17 protein-coding genes and 1 pseudogene are annotated in these 19582 nt (G+C 59.5%); 17 read left to right on the forward strand and 1 reads right to left on the reverse strand.

Translation table 11 applies throughout. The features are described from left to right. The first annotated feature begins 27 nt into the window (after nucleotides 1–27). Together G9408_RS15760 and G9408_RS15765 are read left to right on the forward strand one after the other, a co-directional pair. Complete coding sequence (locus G9408_RS15760) at nucleotides 28–2514, forward strand: fimbria/pilus outer membrane usher protein (RefSeq protein ID WP_210423401.1); 2487 nt, start codon at nucleotides 28–30, stop codon at nucleotides 2512–2514. After that, nucleotides 2511–3395 carry a hypothetical protein gene (locus G9408_RS15765; protein ID WP_168454867.1) on the forward strand — a complete coding sequence of 295 codons (885 nt, stop codon included), beginning with the start codon at nucleotides 2511–2513 and terminating at the stop codon, nucleotides 3393–3395. Before G9408_RS15760 ends, G9408_RS15765 begins: the two co-directional genes overlap by 4 nt. Before the next feature lie 520 nt (nucleotides 3396–3915). On the opposite strand, the gene G9408_RS15770 is transcribed toward G9408_RS15765, so the two are convergent. Next, nucleotides 3916–5087 (reverse strand): IS3 family transposase gene (locus G9408_RS15770; protein ID WP_168454868.1). Its coding sequence is split into 2 segments (ribosomal slippage): nucleotides 3916–4823 and nucleotides 4823–5087, totalling 1173 coding nucleotides; the frame shifts between segments, so codons are not numbered across the junction. A 68-nt stretch (nucleotides 5088–5155) separates the two neighbouring features. Here G9408_RS15770 and G9408_RS15775 point away from each other — a divergent pair. The 15 genes and pseudogenes from G9408_RS15775 to maiA all read left to right on the forward strand — a co-directional run bounded on the left by G9408_RS15775 (nucleotide 5156) and on the right by maiA (nucleotide 19578). Continuing rightward, a pseudogene (locus G9408_RS15775) lies at nucleotides 5156–5397 on the forward strand (AlpA family phage regulatory protein). 412 nt (nucleotides 5398–5809) lie between these two features. Further along, nucleotides 5810–6505 (forward strand): GntR family transcriptional regulator, encoded by a 696-nt coding sequence (locus tag G9408_RS15780; protein WP_168454869.1) that lies wholly within the window; start codon nucleotides 5810–5812, stop codon nucleotides 6503–6505. Next, entirely contained in the window at nucleotides 6502–7272 is a 771-nt protein-coding gene (locus tag G9408_RS15785) for an SDR family NAD(P)-dependent oxidoreductase (protein WP_168454870.1), read from the forward strand. Before G9408_RS15780 ends, G9408_RS15785 begins: the two co-directional genes overlap by 4 nt. After that, nucleotides 7272–7982, forward strand: coding sequence for an SDR family NAD(P)-dependent oxidoreductase (locus G9408_RS15790; RefSeq protein WP_118074350.1), 711 nt, complete (start codon nucleotides 7272–7274; stop codon nucleotides 7980–7982). The genes G9408_RS15785 and G9408_RS15790 overlap by 1 nt, the downstream gene beginning before the upstream one ends. A gap of 13 nt (nucleotides 7983–7995) precedes the next feature. Continuing rightward, entirely contained in the window at nucleotides 7996–9441 is a 1446-nt protein-coding gene (locus tag G9408_RS15795) for an aldehyde dehydrogenase family protein (protein WP_168454953.1), read from the forward strand. A gap of 2 nt (nucleotides 9442–9443) precedes the next feature. After that, complete coding sequence (locus G9408_RS15800) at nucleotides 9444–11060, forward strand: sulfatase-like hydrolase/transferase (protein ID WP_168454871.1); 1617 nt, start codon at nucleotides 9444–9446, stop codon at nucleotides 11058–11060. Nucleotides 11061–11092: 32 nt separating this feature from the next. Beyond that, nucleotides 11093–12484: an aldehyde dehydrogenase family protein gene (locus G9408_RS15805; protein WP_328804494.1), complete on the forward strand. Its 1392-nt coding sequence runs from the start codon at nucleotides 11093–11095 to the stop codon at nucleotides 12482–12484. After that, the gene (locus tag G9408_RS15810; protein ID WP_328804488.1) at nucleotides 12481–13473 is read left to right on the forward strand and encodes a thiamine pyrophosphate-dependent dehydrogenase E1 component subunit alpha; all 993 of its coding nucleotides are present in this window, start codon (nucleotides 12481–12483) and stop codon (nucleotides 13471–13473) included. Before G9408_RS15805 ends, G9408_RS15810 begins: the two co-directional genes overlap by 4 nt. 2 nt (nucleotides 13474–13475) lie before the next feature. Beyond that, nucleotides 13476–14459 carry an alpha-ketoacid dehydrogenase subunit beta gene (locus G9408_RS15815; RefSeq protein ID WP_168454873.1) on the forward strand — a complete coding sequence of 328 codons (984 nt, stop codon included), beginning with the start codon at nucleotides 13476–13478 and terminating at the stop codon, nucleotides 14457–14459. Beyond that, nucleotides 14456–14698 (forward strand): lipoyl domain-containing protein, encoded by a 243-nt coding sequence (locus G9408_RS15820; RefSeq protein WP_118074345.1) that lies wholly within the window; start codon nucleotides 14456–14458, stop codon nucleotides 14696–14698. The genes G9408_RS15815 and G9408_RS15820 overlap by 4 nt, the downstream gene beginning before the upstream one ends. Continuing rightward, complete coding sequence (locus G9408_RS15825; RefSeq protein ID WP_168454874.1) at nucleotides 14695–15132, forward strand: VOC family protein; 438 nt, start codon at nucleotides 14695–14697, stop codon at nucleotides 15130–15132. Before G9408_RS15820 ends, G9408_RS15825 begins: the two co-directional genes overlap by 4 nt. A 79-nt stretch (nucleotides 15133–15211) precedes the next feature. Beyond that, nucleotides 15212–16906 carry an aryl-sulfate sulfotransferase gene (locus G9408_RS15830; RefSeq protein WP_168454875.1) on the forward strand — a complete coding sequence of 565 codons (1695 nt, stop codon included), beginning with the start codon at nucleotides 15212–15214 and terminating at the stop codon, nucleotides 16904–16906. A 79-nt stretch (nucleotides 16907–16985) separates the two neighbouring features. Next, a complete protein-coding gene (locus G9408_RS15835; protein ID WP_168454876.1) occupies nucleotides 16986–18185 on the forward strand; it encodes an FAD-dependent monooxygenase in 1200 nt (399 codons plus the stop codon). Nucleotides 18186–18235: 50 nt separating this feature from the next. Continuing rightward, nucleotides 18236–18934, forward strand: a complete 699-nt coding sequence (locus G9408_RS15840) for a fumarylacetoacetate hydrolase family protein (protein WP_199558135.1) — start codon at nucleotides 18236–18238, stop codon at nucleotides 18932–18934. Further along, the gene (gene maiA / locus G9408_RS15845; protein WP_168454877.1) at nucleotides 18931–19578 is read left to right on the forward strand and encodes a maleylacetoacetate isomerase; all 648 of its coding nucleotides are present in this window, start codon (nucleotides 18931–18933) and stop codon (nucleotides 19576–19578) included. The genes G9408_RS15840 and maiA overlap by 4 nt, the downstream gene beginning before the upstream one ends. Nucleotides 19579–19582 lie beyond the last annotated feature (4 nt).

The raw sequence follows: 19582 nt of genomic DNA on the forward strand, positions 1-19582 counted from the left end.
CAGGTGGGGGGGCATCGAAGACGGTTAGTGTCAGAGTTTTCTGCCAAGGCTTATTTCTTGGCTGGTGCGGCGGCTTGTGCTGCTGTCGCCGCCCCGCCAGCCAAGGCGCAGTACGCTCAGCCTCAGGCTTCTGATCCTCCAGCACAAGCGCAGCGCACCATCGATGTGAACCTCCCGCTCACCTTGCGAGACGTTTACATTGGCGACATCGCCGCTCGCACGACGACGGGCGGCGAAGTGATCGGGGTCGATGCCAAACGGTTCCGCGACCTGATAGGCCCTCGCGTCAACGACAGCGCGCGCGCAGAGCTCGAAGCGCGCATCGCCGCCGCCGATCCCCTGATATCGCTCGCGGCGTTGCAAGTGCCCGGGATCGAGGTCGCGTTCGATTCTGCCAATCTCTCTTTGTCGGTGTCCATTTCACCCGAAATCGCACGGGCGCAGGAACTTGCGCTAAGCCCCAATATCATCGACTCACCCAACAAGAATACGATGCTCCCGGCGGCGTTCGCCGGAGGTATGAACTTCTTCGTTTCGAAGGCGTTTGTGCATCATGATAAACTCAATCCCGCGCGGGAGGGTGGAAAGCCGACGACCGTTGGCATCGACGGCTTCTTGAACGTCGGTGGTATAGACGGCGCGTACCTGTTTCATCAGTGGACCTATAATGGTGGCAGAGATGCTCGCCTGACCCGTGGCAATATCACTCTGATCCACGATGATTGGCGGAACGCAATTCGGTATGCCGCCGGAGACGTGGATCCATTCGCGCTGCCGCTCCAGGGAGCGACTCCGCTCGGCGGTGTCGCAATTACACGCGCCTTTGCCGAACTTCAGCCAACGCGAAACGTCAGGCCCGCCGGGCGTACGAGCTTCACGCTTGATCGTGATGCGATTGTTGAGGTGGAAGTAAACGGGGTCATCACCCGCACCATCCAACTCAGTGCCGGCACCTATAACTTGCGCGACCTTCCCTTCACCGAAGGGCTAAACGAGGTGCGTCTCCTAATCCAGGACGAGGCCGGCCGGCGCGAGATCGCGTCTTTTTCTAGGTCCTTCACTACCACTCTCCTCGAGGAAGGTATCAACGAGTTTTCATTTGCCGTGGGCTTTCCTCGTTTCCCGACGGAAAAGGGTTTCCGCTATGGGGGCAATCCGCAGTTCTCGGGATTTTTTCGGCAGGGTGTCACCCAAAGCGTCACGCTGGGCATCAATGCGCAAGCCGACAGACACGCCCAGGTAGCAGGGGGCGAGGCTCTCCTAGCAACGACGCTGGGGACATTCCGAATGGAAGCGTCTGCGAGCACCTCTCGGGCGGGCGAAGGTTTCGCCGCAGCATTTGGCTGGATCAAGTCATTCAGCCTGCTTGATCAGCTGGGCGAGGTGGAGGCAATCTGGGACCATCGTAGTCGTGACTTTTCCGTCCTAAACGACGGATCCGTAGGACAAGATATCAAGAACGATGTCGCCTTTCGATACCGCCAGGCATTGCCAGGCCGAGTTTTCGCCAATGCTGCCTTCGGTTACACAGATCGGCGCGTCGGCAGAGACCGGACGCGCTGGTCAGGCGGCCTCAGTCGCTCCTTCGGGAAACTCAATGTGTCGGTCCTTTATGAGGGAGAGGACGAGCAGTTTCGCGGTGTCGATCACAGGGTGTTCTTCAACCTCAGCTTTCGCCTCGGATCGCGCGATGGCATTAACGCGCGCTACGAGACTGGAAGTGACCGCTACCGCGTCGAATACGAACGGAGTCTGACCAACTCTGTCGGCAGTCTAGGCTTCCGTGCTGGAGTAAGCGGTGCCGACGGCGAACGCGGCTTCCAAGGCGAAGTTAACTACATCACCAATCGCGCAGAATTAGGTGGTCGGTTCGATTTGTTCGATGACACGGTATCGGGTGGGCGTGTGCGCCAAACAACTTTACGGGCAGCCACTGCAATTGGCTTTGCTGACGGCGCCGTCGCGGTCGGTCGCCCATATCGCGATGGCTTTGCAATCGTCGAGCGCCACAAGACTTTGGCCGAGAGTTCCGTGAAGGTTGCAGTTGGTGGCGCCGGGGAGGTTTACGCACGGGTCGATGCCCTTGGCCCGGCACTCGTCACAACGAATCGTCCGTACCAGAGAAACTTAGTAACTGTGGACGTCGAGAACCTGCCAACCGGATATGACCTTGGTGCCGGCACTTTCGAAGTGTTTCCGGGAAGTGGCAGCGGATTCAGGTTAACTGTTGGCTCCGATGCCGCGAGCACGGTTATGGGCGTTCTTGTGGACACCGAAGGGCAGCCAGTTTCTCTGATCGTTGGCACGCTCAAATCAAGAGACCGTCCTGGGGACCCACCGATACCGTTGTTCACAAACAGGGCGGGCAGGTTCGCGGCAACCGGCCTGAAGCCAGGTCGTTATAAACTTGCTATCGGTTCTGATGAGGACACAGGGCTGGAGATTGTCATCCCGACTGACAGTGCGGGATTGGTCAATGTCGGAAAAGTCCAGATGTCGGGAGCGAGCAAATGAAAGTTCTTTTGGCCGCGGTAATGGTCGTTGCTCTTTTGGTAGGAACCCCATCAGCACAAGCCTGCGATCCGCAGATCAGCAGAGTAGCTGCACCGCGTAACGACGCGTATGAGCCATTCTCGCCTGATGCTACCATTTACCCGTTAGAAGTCACGATAAGTAATCGTGCAGACCAGGCTTGTGACCTAAAGGTTCTCGCGATCGGTGGATCGTCTGGCAACAGGAAAATGACCGGTTCCGCATCTGGCGCCCCCCTCGTTTACGAAATCTTGGGCGCGCACGGTGTCCGTCTTCCGAACGAGCAGGACAGCGGGTTCGGAGTACCTGTTGCGCTGGGTCCGAACGCAGAGACGATCCTTCGTCTTCAGGTGAGGATCCCGGCAGGTCAAGTAGTCCCATCTGGGCATTACGACGAAAACATCCAACTGCGCTTGGTCGGCCAGACCGGCGGTGTTCGTGCGGACCGCCGCCTACCCTTAAGTGTACAGGTTCAGTCACGCGCGCAGGTCAATTTAGCGGGCACTGCTAGTGTGTTCAATGCAGGCGTACGCAGCGCAGTGTTGTCGCTGGGAGAACTGACTGACGGCTCAACGAACCAGATCTTTATCCAACTAAGGGCCAACGAACCCGTGCGTGTTCGGCTGGATTCGAGAAATCGCGGCATGCTCGCGCACGTGGGGATGAAGTCGGAGGTCATCCCGTACACTCTGGTTGTGGATGGGACACCCGCGAACCTGGCGGGCCCATTCTTTCTTACGCGGTCACCTCGTCGAACCCTAGAAGGAGCGTCGTATAGGGCTGTGGCAACCGTCCCGAAAGTCGGCAATAAATTTGCGGGCGAGTATCGCGACTTGATAGTGATCAGCGTCGACGCGATATGAGCATCGCCCAAGACCAGATCTCCTTAAGATCGCGCGATCGCTTCGAGATGCAGAGTTTTTAGGTCCTCAGCTGCCCCTGCTTCGCTAAACTCTACACGAAATTCCGACCCCGTCGTTGCTGATCCGGAAAAAGGTGTTCGCGCAATAAGCGCGGTTCCGTCTCGCACCGGGTAAGACGTTCCATCCACTGAGACCCCGCTCACGCGGCTGCCCTCTGGAAAAGCCATTCGAAGATTGTACCATGTGTTACAATCCTCCGTGATTACAACTTGGAGCGTTCCTTCGCGTAGATCGGCGTGGGCGACAGAAGCGCTACAGGACACAGGCACGCGACCTATCAGCTCAAAACTCGCGCTCGCGGCCTGGGCCGGCAAGGACATCGGCACAAGCGTCGCCACTGTCAGCGTCGTTAGAACCTTCATCTCTAAGCGCTCCTTTCTCTCGTAAAAGATCGCATAGAGCTTGAAGGTAAATATTTTGGAACTGTGACCGGCCCCCACCGAGTGGCCCGATTGGATTGTTAGTGCATTGACGCCTCCATCGCCAGTGTTGGCCGCAGGTGGAGCGAAGCGGAACCGGAGGGCGAAACTGGCGATGGAACGGCCTCGGGAGCCGGTGGTCGATATCCCAGCGAGCTGTGCGGCCGGACGGTGTTGTAATGCCGCCGCCAAGCCTCGATCAGGATCTGTGCCTCTGCGAGCGAGTAGAAGATTTCGCCGTTGAGCAGTTCATCACGCAGGGACCCGTTGAAGCTTTCGCAATAGCCATTCTCCCACGGGCTACCCGGCGTGATGTAGAGCGTCTTTACGCCGATCTGGGCGAGCCATTGCTGCACCGCCGTTGCGATAAACTCCGGGCCATTGTCCGATCGTATATGCGCCGGCGGCCCACGCGTGACGAACAGCTCGGCGAGTGCCGCGAGCACGTCGTCGATCTTGAGCTTGCGTGCGACCGGCAACGCCAGGCACTCCCGGCTCGCCTCGTCGATGATCGACAGGATCCGGTATTTGCGCCCGTCGTGGGTGCGACCCTCGACGAAGTTGTAGGACCAGACGTGCCCGGGATATTCCGGCCGAAGCCGGATGCACGATCCGTCGTTCAGCCACAGCCGCCCGCGCTTCGGCTGCCTTTGCGGCACTTTGAGCCCCTCGCGACGCCAGATGCGCTCGACCCGCTTGCGGTTCACATGCCACCCCGCATCGCGCAGCAACGCCGTCACCCGCCGATAGCCATAGCGGCCATACTGCCGAGCAAGCGCGATGATGTCCTCAGTGAGAACGGCTTCGTCATCTGCCCCGCGAGGCACCATGCGCTGTGTCGATCGGTATTGCCCGAGCACACGGCAGAGCCGCCGCTCGGACACCGGCATCATTGTACTGATGTGGTCGATACAGCGCCTGCGGCGCGCGGGGCTCAGAAGTTTCCCCGGGCAGCTTCCTGCAGGATCAACTTGTCGAGCGTGAGGTCGGAGATCGCAAGCCGAAGCCGCGCATTCTCCTTCTCCAGATCCTTCATCCGCCGCGCCTGGTCGGTCTTCAGACCGCCATATTCCTTGCGCCAACGATAGTAGGTCTGCTCGCTGATCGCGATCCGACGGCACGCCTCGGCGGTCGTGGCGCCCTGCGCCAGCACAACCTCCGCTTCACGCAGCTTGCCGATAATCTCTTCCGGGCGATGCTTCTTGCTCGGCATTCCATGTCTCCTTCGTCATCCAAAATAACATCAATTTTGGACCACTCAGAAGGGGGCAGATCACAACTATGCCGCATGCAACACCAGATGAAATGCGCACGCCTCAATCGCCCGAAGCAGCGCCGCCGGCGAGGCTTTTGCGCCTGCCGGAAGTGATCGCCCGCGTCGGACTGCGCCGCTCCGCCATCTATCAGCGTATGAGCGAGAGGGGCGGTTCCCAAGGTCACGATCGCTGGGGCCCAAATGTGCCGTATGGGTTGAGGCGGAAATTGACAAGTGGATCCGCGCCGTATCGTGGATGCAAACCTGATCTTGTCGTGATCTATGTCGTCGGCACTTCTCGCGTCAGACCGCGATGATCATACACCATCAATCAGGCGCTTGCCCGGCCAGTGCAAATGTCTGCCGATGTGAGATCGCTCTCAGGTCTGTTGCTTTCTGGCTCCTAATGGACAGGAACTCGCCGGTTTTACGAAGAGGATGACTTACAGTTCGAGGAAGGTCAAAACTGCCTCTCGCGATCTCGCGCTCCCAACGCGGGTATACTGGAATCACGATAATTGGCAAAAATGGCACAAAAACTTGAAAGGAGAGCTGGGCATGGTATACCAAGATTCACGAGGTTTAGATTCGCACTGGCCGGAAGGGATCATTCGTTGGTGCTCGAAGCTGACATCTTGCCGCATGACGGCTCTGAGCGAATTCGGTCGCGAGGTGCTGCCATGAGCAATGCAATGACAAATGGAGGCGATTCGAACCCGGGAAACTCTGATCTGCCCAAGTCGGTGGATGTCGCTTATCGAGCCTTGCGGGAGTGGATTCTACAGGGGGCGCTCGTCGCTGGCCAGAGTTTGCCTGAGGCAGAATTAGCTGTTCGCATTGGTGTGAGCCGAACCCCTTTGCGTGAGGCGATTGGTCGGCTCAGTGCGGAAGGCCTTGTTGTCAAGGAGCGCTACCGAAAGCACGTGGTAGCCGAGTTCAACGAGGCTGACCGGATCGAAATCATGGAGTTGAAGGCGTTGATTGAGGGTCGTGCTGCGGCCCGTGCTGCAACGCGGCTTAATAGTTCCGAAATCGCCTCGCTGCGAGAACTTTCTAACCGGATGGAACGCGCCGTACGCGAGCATGGTGACGAGGCAAGGCCGATTTTCGACGAGTTGAATCGGGAGTTTCATGCGACCATCTGGCGGGCGGCGGACAGCCCGCGGGGCGAGCGCATCCTGGAGACCGCTCTGAACTCGCCCTTCAATGTCCTGGGTCGGCTTGATGCGACGCTCTCCCAATCCATGGAGCGGGCCTGCTGGTATCATCACGAGATTGTAAGCGCCTTCGAGGCTCGGGATTCCGAGCGGGCCCGCGCACAGATGGTGGCGCATGAACTCTCCCTCATTACCACCCATTTTCCGGAGCAGACATGACCAGTCGAAAGCTTGAAGGTAAAGTCGCGATCCTGACTGGCGGAGCGCGCGGGATCGGTGTGCATTACAGCCGCGCGCTCGCGCAGGAAGGCGCGCGCGTGGCCATTTTCGACCTGGCCGACGGAGAAAACCTAGCGGCCGACATCAACTCTGTCGAAGGACGCGACGCCGCTCGTTTTTTTCGAGTGGATGTCAGCGACGAATCTGCTGTCAGGGCCGGGATTGCGAGCGTTGCAGCATGGGCTGGAGATGTTGGCATCCTTGTCAACAATGCGGCGGTGTTTGCCACCCTTGGCGACGTCAGAGTGACCGAACTCGATGTCGATTTGTGGGATAAGGTGATGGCCGTCAATGTGCGCGGTCCATTTCTGATGGTGAAGCATGTTGCGCCGATGATGATCGGGAAGGGCGCAGGAAAGATCGTCAACATCTCGTCGGGCAGTGCCTATAAGGGCCTGGCCTTCATGTCTCATTATGTCACGTCGAAGGGCGCGATGTTAGGCTTCACTCGTGCTCTTGCCCGCGAGCTTGGTGCTCACAACCTTAACATCAACTCGCTCGCGCCCGGTCTGATCATGTCGGATTCAATCAGCGCCAACCAGGAACATCTTGATACGAACCGTGATCGCGTAGTCGCGAGCCGCGCTCTCAAGCGGGATGGCTATCCCGAAGATCTGCTCGGCGGGCTCATCTTCCTCTGCTCGTCGGACAGCGACTTCATGACTGGGCAGACACTCCTCGTTGATGGCGGCTCGGTGAACATCTGATGGCAAATTTGAACGGCAAGGTTGCGCTAGTCACAGGCGGGGCTGCGGGTATCGGACGAGCAATTTCCGACCTGTTTTCTGCGATGGGCGCTAGAGTCGTGACAGCCGATCTGTCGAGCGAGGCCGATATTGCGTGCGACGTTGCCGACGAGAGGCAGGTCGAAGCGATGGTTTCTGGGGTTCTCGGTCGACATGGCCAACTGGATATCGCCGTCAATAACGCCGGCATTCTCGGTCCGCTCGGCAAAATGTTGGCCGATGTCGAAGCAGCAGAATGGGATCGCGCGATGAACGTGAACCTCAAGGGCGTGTTTTTGTGCATGAAGCACGAACTGCGCGCGATGGCTGTCCAAGGATGCGGAACGATCATAAACCTATCTTCGGTCATGGGCTTTCTTGCAGCTCCGCGGAACCCTGCCTATTCGGCCGCAAAGCACGGCGTTCTCGGGCTCACCAAGGCGACAGCAGTGCAGTACGCGAGCCAGGGCATTCGTATCAATGCGATCTGCCCGGGACTGGTCGAAACAAACATGGCTGAAACGATCGTCACTGACGATGCCCTGCCGAATTTTCCGAAGCCGTTCATTCCCATGGGGCGTTCCGCCACCCCTAGGGAGATTGCCGAGGTTGCGCTTTGGCTGGCGTCCGATGCGTCGTCGTACCTGACCGGCGAGGCAATTGGTGCCGATGGCGGATGGCGCATCTTGTGAGGTTCGCGTGACGATGAAACTTGCTCGAAACTACATCGACGGCAGTTGGCATGCCGGTTCTGGAACCATGGAAACGATCAACCCTTCCACAGGGGAAGTAGCCAGCGTGTTTTCGCCAGGCGATACGGACTGCGCCGATGCAGCGGTGTCTGCAGCGCGGAGAGCTTTTGAACGCGGAGGATGGTCCAACAATCCCCGAAAGCGGGCGGCCGTCCTGCTGGCTATGGCCGATGCGATCGAACGCATCCGCGGCCAGCTTGTCGCGGTATCGGTATCGGAATGCGGCAAACGTACTGCAGAGATGGAGGGGGAGGTTGGCGCGGCCGTATCTGAACTTCGCTATTATGCCGGGGTAGCGCGAACGATCTTCGGCCGGGTCCAGGAGGTTGGCGAGGGTCAGCTTTCAATCTTCAGCCGCGAGCCGATCGGGGTGGCCGCGATCATCGTACCATGGAACGCACCGGTGACTCTGTTGGCACGCAGTCTTGGGCCAGCGCTGGCAGCGGGCTGTACTGTCGTGGTGAAGCCAGCGCCGCAAACCTCGCTAACCAATGCCTTGATGATCGAGGCGATGGCAGCGGTTCCCGATTTGCCGCCTGGTGTGCTCAACTCGGTCAACGAAAACGGGCATGAGGTGGGGCAGGCCCTGGTGGTGCATCGAGAGGTCGATGCGATCAGTTTTACGGGCTCACGCCATACTGCGGGACGCATCTTTGAAGCCTCGGCCGCGACGCTCAAGCGCCTCAACCTCGAACTGGGCGGGAAAGCACCCGCTGTCGTTTTCGCCGACGCCGACCTGGACCGCGCTCTGCCTGAGATCGTCCGTGGGGCCACGGCAGCGGCGGGGCAAATGTGCACGGCTGTCACCCGGGTGTTGGTCGAATCTGCGGCGTATGAGCAGGTTGGCGACCGGCTTGCCCAACATTTCCGTGCATTGAATGTCAACGCCGCCGATGATCCCCGATCGGAGATGGGGCCGGTGATCGACATGGCCAATCGCGACCGGCTTGCAGCGATTGTAGCGAGTGCAAGCGATGTGCTGGTGGCTGGCGGACATCCTGATGATGCACCAGCCGGCGGAAGTTATCTCTCGCCCAGCCTGATCGCGGTGGATGATCGCACCAGCACACTCGTTCGCGATGAACTCTTCGGGCCGATCGTCACGATTGAACGTTTTGGCGACGAAGCAGATGCAACAAAAAGTGCCAATGCAACCGACTTTGGACTCGCCGCAAGCGTGTGGACGCGCGACGGGAGCCGGGCGCAGCGGATCGCGCGCTCAATCAAGTCTGGTACTGTGTGGATCAATAGCCACAACCGCCTGTTCGCTGAGGCCGAGACCGGCGGTTACAAGCAGAGCGGAATTGGACGGCTACACGGCCTTATGGGCCTCGATGTGTTTATGGAGACGAAGCACATATTCTCGGAAGCGGGCTTTGTTCCCGCTGTCGGCTACTGATTATGACCAAACGGCCGAATATCTTGTTCATCATGGCGGATCAGCTTCGCGCGGACTATCTGTCCTGTTACGGACACCCGACATTGGAAACACCAAATCTTGATTGGCTTGCGTCACGCGGCGTGCGCTTCAATCGGGCATATGCGCAATCGGCTGTATGCGGTCCAGCGCGCATGAGCGTCTACACTGGACGATACGTGCTCTCGCATGGATCAACCCTTAACGATACGCCATTGCGACAGGACGAATGGACAATCGGTGATTTCTTGCGACCACTCGGGTATCGCACCGTGCTTGTCGGCAAAACCCATATGCGCGCTGACGTCGATGGCATGGAAAAGCGGGGGATCGATCCGGCATCTCCCTCGGGGCTTCTGATCTCTGAGGCCGGCTTCGAAACCTACTCGCGCGAAGAAGGGATTTACCTCGACCATTGGCCGGCAGAGAAGCGGTTCGGGGCTGATTACAACAGATACTTGCGCGAGCGGGGCTATGACGGCGAGAACCCTTGGCACGAGTGGGTCAACTCAGTCGAGATCGATGGAGTACCGGTCTCCGGATGGTTGTTGGAGACGGCTCCCTATCCTGCCCGCGTCCAAGAAGAAGACAGTGAAACGCCCTATCTCACGCGGCGCGCCATTGAGTGCATTGATGCGTTGGGAAGCGACCCCTGGTGCCTGCATCTCAGTTACATCAAACCACACTGGCCATATGTTGCGCCTGCCCCTTATCATGCGACCTACTCTGAAAACGATGTTCTCCCGGCAATCCGTACTCCGGAGGAGCGCGTAACCTCGCATTCTGTCTTTGCTGGCTTCCAGCGACGACGGGTCAGCCAGAGCTTCTCAGATGATGCTGTGCGCACACCGGTTGTGGCGGCCTACATGGGCCTGGTTAAGCAACTGGATGACCAGTTGGGAGTGCTGTTCGGCGCGCTCAAAGAGCGCGGGTTGATGGAAAACACTCTGATTGTTTTCACTTCAGACCATGGTGATTATCTGGGCGACCACTGGCTGGGTGAGAAGGAGTTCCTGCACGAACCTTCGATCCGTGTGCCGATGATCGTCGTCGATCCGCGCGAACCAGCTGACGCTACGCGCGGACTGGCTTGCGACGCCCTGGTCGAGGCGATCGACTTGCTGCCGACGTTCGTCGAAGCGGGCGGAGGCGACCCAGGGCATCCCCGGCTGGAAGGTCATTCCCTACTAACGCTGCTCGACGGACAAGAGGGAACTCGCGAATACAGCTTCTGCGAATTTGATTATGCGACAATGCGTTTTCGGCGCGAACTGGGGCAGGCGATTGATCAGACCGGTATCGTTGCCGTGGTAGGCGCGCAATGGAAGTTAATTGCCTGCCCTGGCTTTGAGCCGTTGTTGTTCGACCTTATAAACGATCCCCACGAACTCACCGATCGCGCGGGCGATCCGGGTTGCGCGGAGGTGCGCGCCGAACTGGAAGCTGCCCTGCGCGATTGGGCCTTGCGTCCGCGCCGGGTGACCGAGAGTGCAGCCAGCATTGAGCGACGCACCGATACGCAAGTGACGCGGGGCATCAAGCTCGGCATCCGCAATTCAGAAGAACTTGATGTTGCTTTGCGGGAAGAGGCGCAAGCGTGAGGCAGATCCGATCCTTTATAGCTGGTGCTCCGGTGGACGGATGGCGGTGTTTCGAAAAGCGGTCGCCGGTGGACGGCCAATTGATTGCGAAGGTACACGAAGCCGATGCGGAACTTGTAAACTGCGCCGTGCTCGCGGCGCGGGCGGCCCAACCTGATTGGGAGGCTCTTGATCGAATCGAGCGCGCAGACCTGTTCGAAAGCCTGGCGGGTGCGGTGGCAGCCAGAGCGGATGACCTTGCCGACGCCGAGACCGCTGACACTGGCCGGCCCCGCGCGCAGGTGATGGGCGCACATGTTGGGCGCACGATCGAGGTATTTCGGCTTTATGCCAGCCTTTTGCGCACCTGGTCGGAACAGGCTTGGCATGGCCGGGCTGCATCTCCGAACATGGCGACTGAAGCGGCTCCCAGGACCATCGCCTATACAAGCCGACGTGCGCTTGGGGTGGTGGCAGTCATCGCTCCATGGAACGTCCCGCTCCTGCTTCTAGCACTGAACCTGGTGCCGGCTCTGGCGGCAGGCAATTGCATTGTCGCAAAGCCATCAGAGGAGTCGCCTTGCTCTGCAGCACTACTGGCTGAAATCCTTCATGATGCCGGCCTGCCACCGGGGGTGTTCAACCTGGTACATGGTTTCGGCGCCAATTCGACGGGAGCCGCTCTTGTATCAAATCCGGGTGTTGATGGCATCGCCTTCACCGGCGAAGGGCGCGCCGCGACCCAGATCATGACTGCCGCTGCAGCGGGCCTTCGGCCCGTGCTGTTTGAACTGGGCGGCAAGAATGCCGGGTTGGTTTTTGCCGATTCTGATCTCGACCGGGCGGTCGAAGCTAGCGCTCTCGCAGCCTTTGCCAACAGTGGTCAGGTCTGCCTGTCTATCGAGCGGCTCTTTGTCGAGCGTCCTGTTTTCGATGGGTTCGTTGCAAGACTGGCCGAACTGGCGGGAAGGCAGAAACTGGGACCGCTGATCTCGCAATCCCATCGCGCGAAGGTCCATGCAGCTGTCGAACAAGCAATGGCAGGCGGGGCGCGGCTTCATGCTGGCGGAGTCATTCCGCCTGGTGAAGGCGCTTTCTATCCGGCCACCGTGCTAACGGGCCTTTCCGATAACTCGCCCTTGTTGCGCGAGGAAACCTTTGGCCCTGTCATTCATGTCTCCCCGTTCGATCATGAGGACGAGGCGGTCAGTCGTGCGAACGACACCCCATATGGCCTCGCATCCATGGTCTGGACCCGCGACCTGTCGCGAGGGCACCGTATGTCTGCACGGCTGCGGGCAGGGATCAACTGGGTGAACTGCTGGCAGGTCCGCGATTTTCTGACCCCCCTGCAAGGTCTTGGTCGTTCGGGGATCGGTGCTCAGGGCGGACGCGAGTCTCTCGATTTCTTTTCCCAGGTGACAACAACGGTGGTGAGCTTGTGAGGAACGACTATCATAATCCCGATCCCGAGAAGCTGGTCGCCATGTTCGAACGGATGCTGGTCATCCGTGAGACCGAGGAATATCTCGGGGCCCAGTTTAGAGCGGGCGAACTGCCTGCCGGGGTGCATCTCTATATCGGGCAGGAAGCATCCGGCGTAGGCATCTGTGCGCACCTGGGAGACGAAGACTGGATTACGAGCACCCATCGCGGGCACGGGCATTTCCTGGCAAAAGGCGGCGATCCTTATGCGATGATCGCCGAAATCCATGCCAAATCTGATGGCATCTGCGGGGGGTTCGGCGGAACCATGCACGTCGCCGATGTGTCGCGTGGAATTCTGGGAGCGAATGGCATTGTTGGTGGCGGGCTTGGCATTGCCACAGGCGCTGCCTTTGCGGCCAAGCTGGAAGGAAATGGCAAGGTAGCCGTCTGCTTCTTCGGCGACGGTGCGGCCAACCAGGGCACCTTCATGGAAGCAATGAATGTAGCCTCGCTGTGGAAGCTGCCGCTTCTGCTGGTGTGTGAGCACAATGGCTGGTCCGAATTCACTCGATCCGAAGTGGCGACGAGCGGCCGGATCATTGACCGGGCAAGCCCCTTCAATATTCCGGGGTTCGAAGCCGATGGCAACGACGTGGCGGACGTATGGCGCGTATCGGGCCGTGCGTTGGAGAGCGTTCGCTCAGGCGAAGGCCCCGCATTGCTGGTGACCTACACCTATCGCACGCGCGGCCATGTCGAGGCGGAAGTCAATTTTCTGTCGCAGCCCTACCGCAGCGAGGAGGAGGTCGCTAGCTGGGTAGCAAAGGATCCAATAGAGCGCGGCGCCGCTCTTCTGGCCCAAGGAGGTATCGCAGAAGAGGAGATTTCCGCAATCCGTGCGCGTGTGAAGGCGTCGATCGCGGAAATGGCCAAGAGGGCCAGATCTGCGGCTGATCCTGATCCTGCGCGGGTTCGTTCAATGATGTTTTCGGCAGCGGAGGCCTGATCATGGCGAAGCGGCGGATGATCCAGGCGATCAACGATGCGATGTTCGAAGAAATGGAGCGCGATCCGCGGATCGTCCTGTTTGGCGAGGACGTCGAGATTTCCATGTTCGGCGATACCAAGGGGCTTCGCGAGCGCTTTGGTCCTGATCGCGTTCGGGACACGCCGATCTGCGAGGCGCTGCTGACGGGAATGGCAGTGGGCATGGCAGCGGCCGGCTGGCGACCCGTGTTGCACATGATGTTCGCCAATTTCATGTACACGGGCTTTGACGCCATCGCCAATCAGATGGCGAAGCTTCGCCTTATGACTGGCGGGCAGATGAAGCTTCCTATCACGATCATGGCTGGGTTCGGTGGGGGTCGATCAACCGCAGCACAGCATTCGGATTGCCCATATCCGCTGTTCATGAATTTGGGCGGAGTCCATGTGGCTGTTCCATCCAATGCCGGCGACGCCAAGGGACTGTTCAAGTCAGCCGTGCGCAGCGACGATCCCGTGATCTTCCTCGAGCCGGGCGGGCGCGGTGGGGAAATGGGCGAAGTGCCCGACGGTGACCATCTGGTTCCGTTCGGCAGAGCATCAGTGCGGCGTTCAGGCAGCGATGTCACGATCGTTGCGATATCAGCGATGGTGAAGCTTGCCGAACAGGCGGCGAAGCAGCTTGCTCAGGACGGGATCGAAGCCGAAATCCTGGACCCCCGCACGTTGGTCCCGCTCGACGAGGACGGCATCCTCGCCTCGCTGTCGAGGACAGGCCGCTTGGTGGTTGTCGACGAGGCGCGTGATCGCTGCAGTGCCGCGAGCCAGATCGCGGCCGTCGCGGCAGATCGCGGGTTTGCCATGTTGAAGGGGCCGGTGCGCCGCGTCACCGTGCCGGATGTCTGCATGCCCTATGCGCCTGTGCTCGAGCGCAGCGTCTATCCGAATGCGGAGCGCATTGCTGATGTGGTGCGCGAACTGTTGAACTGCAGGGACTACCGATGAAGATTAAGCTCAAACTGCCGCGCGTCGGCATGAACATGGAAGAAGCAACGATTGTTGCCTGGCATAAGTTGCCCGGCGAAACCTTCGCCAATGGTGAGGCGCTATACGAATTCGAGACCGAAAAAGTGACCCAGGCGTTCGAGGCTAGCGCCGATGGCAGGCTGGTCGAGATTTGCGTTCCCGAAGGCGAGGAAGCGCAGGTCGGGGATGTGGTATGCGTGGTCGAGGTCGATCAGTGAGCAATACCGGACGCCTCGAACACATCGGCGTTACAGTCGCCGACATGGAGCGGGCCCTCGACTTTCTGACGATTCTCGGCTTCGTAACGCAGTCTCGCTTCACGCCGTTCGATCCGGGTGCTGTGGCTGGAATCACTCGACTGGATGGGGCCAAAGTTCGCGAGATCGCCTATGTTGCGCGTGACGCATATCATTTCGAATTGCTCGAGTACGAAGCTCCCGAGCGCGCGATCGGCCTGCGTCAACCATGCGATACAGGCTATTTCCATTTTGCATTGCATGTCGACGATCTCGATGCCGTCCAGGCCCAGCTTGGTTCCTGCGCTCCTCCCCATCGCGTCCAACGAGGGCCGGCCAAGGGTCAAAGGGCGACCTATGTCTACGGACCTGATGGTCTGACCGTCGAACTGATCGAGAAGCCGGGTGGGGAATGATGTCTGAGTATACTCGTACTCGACCGGTTACGGTCGACAAGCAGCTTTCCCGCGACTCCCGCAAGCCTGGAGAAGGATCATGATCCGCCGCCTGTTGCCTCTCGCCGTCTTTGTCTGCCAGCCCGCGCTCGCGGAACCGGCATTCCTCGAAGCGCCCAGTGTAAGGGCCAATCCCAATCCTGCCGTTCCGCTGGCCGCGGTGCTCAGCTTCAGAACTAGCGGTCCGGTGACCACCACGGTCAGCCTCGACGATGGATCTAGGCAGTGGCAGGTCCAGTTCGGGCCGCGCCATGATCCCGCCAAAGGCCTACCGCTGGTCGACCTGGGCGCGGGCAAGGACATCCGCTTGCGCGTTCGCATCAGCGACAAGACGGGCGCGGTTGATGCGCCCGGATCATTGTCCCTGCGCACACCGGCGCTCCCGGCACCGGGGCTTTCCTGGCCGACCCTGACGACGACCCTCGCCGACAGCGCAGTGCTTGAACCCGGCCTGCGCTTCATCAGTGTGCGGCGGCGCGCGCCAGGTCGGCAGGACTTCCAGACAAGGGCGCAGCAGCAATTCTCGCGGGGCTGGGGCCTGATCCTGGCACTCGATGCCCGGGGGGAGGTGCGCTGGTACTATATCAGCCAGCGGCGCGTTGCAGGGATCAAGCCGTCACCCGATGGGACACTCATCTTCACCACCGAGGACCAGCGTGTCGTCAAGATCGACATGCTCGGCAACATCCTGCGTCAATGGTATCCCGAGATGCGCCGGCTTGGTCCGGTGCAGGGCGGAACGCAGATTACCGGACTGCAGACACTGCACCATGAACCGTCGCTCACGCCGTGGGGCACCTATATCTCGATGTCGGCGAACGGCCGCGAGATCGCGGACTATCCTACGAGTGTCACCGATCCGCAGGCCCCGCGCAAGCCGACCATGGTTATGGGCGACAAGATCGTCGAATTCGATGCGGATGGGAAAATAGTCTGGGAGTGGGATACGTTCGACCATCTCGATCCCAAGATGCTGCACTATCACACGTTCCAGCCCTATTGGGCCGTAAGGGGTTACCCTGGCTATGCGGATTGGACGCATGGTAATGGGATCACGTTCGATGAAAAGAACAATCTCGTCATCGCCTCTTTCAAGCATCTGGATGCTCTGGTCGCCATCGACCGCAAGACGAAGGAGATCCGATGGATTTTCAGTGACCCGCAGGGCTGGCCGGAGAGATTTCAATCACGGATACTCAAACCCGATGGCCTCACACGTTTTCCATGGTCGCAACACCACCCTCACGTCACGCCTTGGGGAACCATCGTCTATTTTGACAACGGCATGTTCCAGGCTCGGCCGTTCGACGGCCGACGGATCGTGCCCTTCCACGAGAGCTACAGCCGGGCAGTCGAGATAAAGGTCGACCCCCGCGCGATGACCGTGTCCGAACTCTGGACTTCGGAAAAGGAGCAGAAGCCCGACAGTTGCATAAACTGGGCGATGGGCGATGCTCACAGGCTGCCCACCACGAACAACATGTTAGTCATTCGCAGCTTCTGCCCGCCGATCACTGACAAGCTCAACGATCAGAACGAGTATGATCTTACGCAGCGCTTCGTAGATGATGTGCCGTATGCCGGCCGGGTCGAGGAATACTCGCGCACTTCGCCTGGGACGCGGCTTTCCCAAACGCGTTTCGACGACCCCAACGAGATTCTCCAGTGGCAGCTCTACGGAGGCTTTCACGCGCCGTCGATCTACTGGGACGGCAAGGCCGGGGCAGCGAACTGAGTGTGGCGTCGGTCATGCCGGACGACCGGGCGGCAATGTCACGAGCTATCATGGCAACATTTCTACCGAGGACCATCTGATGAGCGAGCGACGCAGAGTACTTATTGTGGGCGGTGGCATCGGCGGACTTACGGCCGCTGGGCTGCTTCTCCTTGCTGGACATGACGTCCAGGTCTTCGAGCAGGCGCTCGAACTTGGCGAAGTCGGAGCCGGCATTCAGGTTAGTGCCAATGCCACACATGTTCTGCGCCACTTAGGCGTACTCGAGCGGCTTGCATCTGTGTCCGTGCGACCGCTCAGAACGGAGTTCCGCCTGCACGACACGGCGGAGATTGTCAGCCAGATCCTGCTGGGCGACAGTCACGAAGAACGGTTCGGTGCTCCATATCTTCATGTCTACCGGCCCGATATCCTAGGCATCCTGGAAGCCAGAGTCCGTGAACTGGCGCCCTCTGCAATCCATCTTGGCAAGGCGCTTGAGCGCTATGAGGAAGGCTCTGACAACGTGACCCTCTACTTTGCTGACGGCACTATGGCGAGCGGCGACTTGCTGATCGGTGCGGATGGCATCAAGTCGGTTGTGCGGGCACAGATGCATGGCCTCGAACCGGCCCGCTATACCGGTAACGTCGCGTGGCGGGTCATGGTACCCGTCGAGAAGCTGCCGCCTGATTTCCAGCCACCTATTTTTGTAAACTGGATGGGGCCAGACAAGCACATGGTTGTATATTGGGTCCACGGCGGCAAGCTGCTCAATTTCGTCGGTTGTGTCGAAAAACCTGAATGGACGCAGGAGGGCTGGGCAATCAAGGCACCCTGGGACGACCTGAAGGCCGATTTTGTCGGGTTCCATCAAGATGTGCAGACAATGATCGACGCAGCGGACAAGGATAATTGCTTCTGCTGGGCGCTTAACAACAGGCCTCGCCTGGAATTCTGGAGCACCGAACGGGTCACCCTGCTTGGAGATAGCGCGCACCCGACGCTACCATACATGGCGCAGGGAGCGGTGATGGCGATCGAGGACGCGGCCGTTTTGATGCGCGCGTTGAACGAATTCGACGACCTGGCCGAGGCCCTGCGAGGCTATGAGAAGGCCCGTATCGAGCGCACCGCGCGGATAGTCAATGAAAGCACCGAACACGCGCGGCTTTTCCATTTTCAGACCCACGACGAATTTCGCGAGGCCTTCGCGCGGAAGGATCCGGCAAGAGACCGTGGCTTGTGGCTCTACAACTACAATCCGCTCACCGTGCCGATCGGTGCCGAAACGGCGTGACTATTCTTGCCGCGCGTTGCCACCACCGACAAACCATTTTGGGGAATTCCATGATCGACTATTCCTTTCCGCCCCAACCATCCAGCTTCGTTCCCATCGCCGGATCGCGGCAGGTTTTTCCCGTCCGCCGTATTTTTTGCGTAGGACGCAATTATGCCGAACATGCGCGAGAGATGGGCTTCGATCCGAACCGCGAGGCCCCCTTTTTCTTCACCAAACCGGCCGATGCAGTCGTCCAAGATGGTGCCACGATTGCCTATCCGCCGTTGACGGAGAATTTCCACTATGAGGCTGAGTTGGTCGTCGCGATTGGCACAGAAGGGCGCAACCTGTCAGTGGAGGCGAGCCCGCTACATATTTGGGGCTATGCCGTGGGCAACGACCTGACGCGTCGCGACCTTCAGATCCAGGCGCGCGAGAAGGGGCGTCCTTGGGATTGGGGTAAGGCATTTGACAATTCGGCCGTCATTGGTCCCATCCATCCGGTTGACGAAGTGGGCCATCCGGACAGCGGGTCGATTCGGCTGACGGTGAATGGCGCGGTCAAGCAGGATGCAAACCTTGCCGAACTCATATGGTCAGTGCCAGAAATCGTCTCGATCCTGTCGCACTCGGTGACGATAAAGCCCGGCGACTTGATCATGACCGGTACGCCTGCGGGGGTTGGCCCGCTTGTCCCGGGAGATGTTTGCACCGTCTCGATTGAGGGCCTTGGAGACCTGATCACCAAGATTGGCCCACGCGAATGACACTTCGCCTGCACAACTTCTTCAGGTCGTCCACCTCGACCCGCTTGCGCGTGGCTCTCAACCTCAAGGGGCTGGAATATGATTATGTGGCCTATGTCCTGCGCAAGAATCAACACCGGAGCCCAGAATATCTGGCACTAAATCCAGCAGGGCTCGTGCCGGCGCTTGAATTGGAAGATGGCACGGTTCTGACCCAGTCGCTGGCCATCATCGAATGGCTCGACGAAACCTACCCCGATCCCCCCCTGCTCCCGACCGACCCGCTCGGGCGGGCGCGGGTCCGGTCATTGGCCTATATGGTGGCTTTCGAGATCCACCCGCTCAACAACCTGCGCGTTCTGAACCGGCTAGGCACGCAGTTCGACGCTGACGACGATGCGGTGGCGCAATGGTTCGTCCATTGGGTAACGGCGACGTTCGAGCCGCTGGAAGCCATGCTGGCCGGCAGTCGGGAGACGGGCCAGTTCTGCCATGGCGATGCTCCAACGCTCGCTGACATCTGCCTTTACAGCCAAATCTGGAATAATCAGCGCTTTTCGATTCCGATTGAAACCTGGCCGACAATTGCACGAATTTTTTCGGACTTAGACGGCCTCCCAGCCTTTCGCAATGCGGCGCCACCCAACCAGCCCGATGCCGAATGACCAA

This window comes from Sphingopyxis microcysteis (assembly GCF_012274265.1).
In the GTDB taxonomy this organism is placed as follows: Bacteria; Pseudomonadota; Alphaproteobacteria; order Sphingomonadales; family Sphingomonadaceae; genus Sphingopyxis; species Sphingopyxis microcysteis.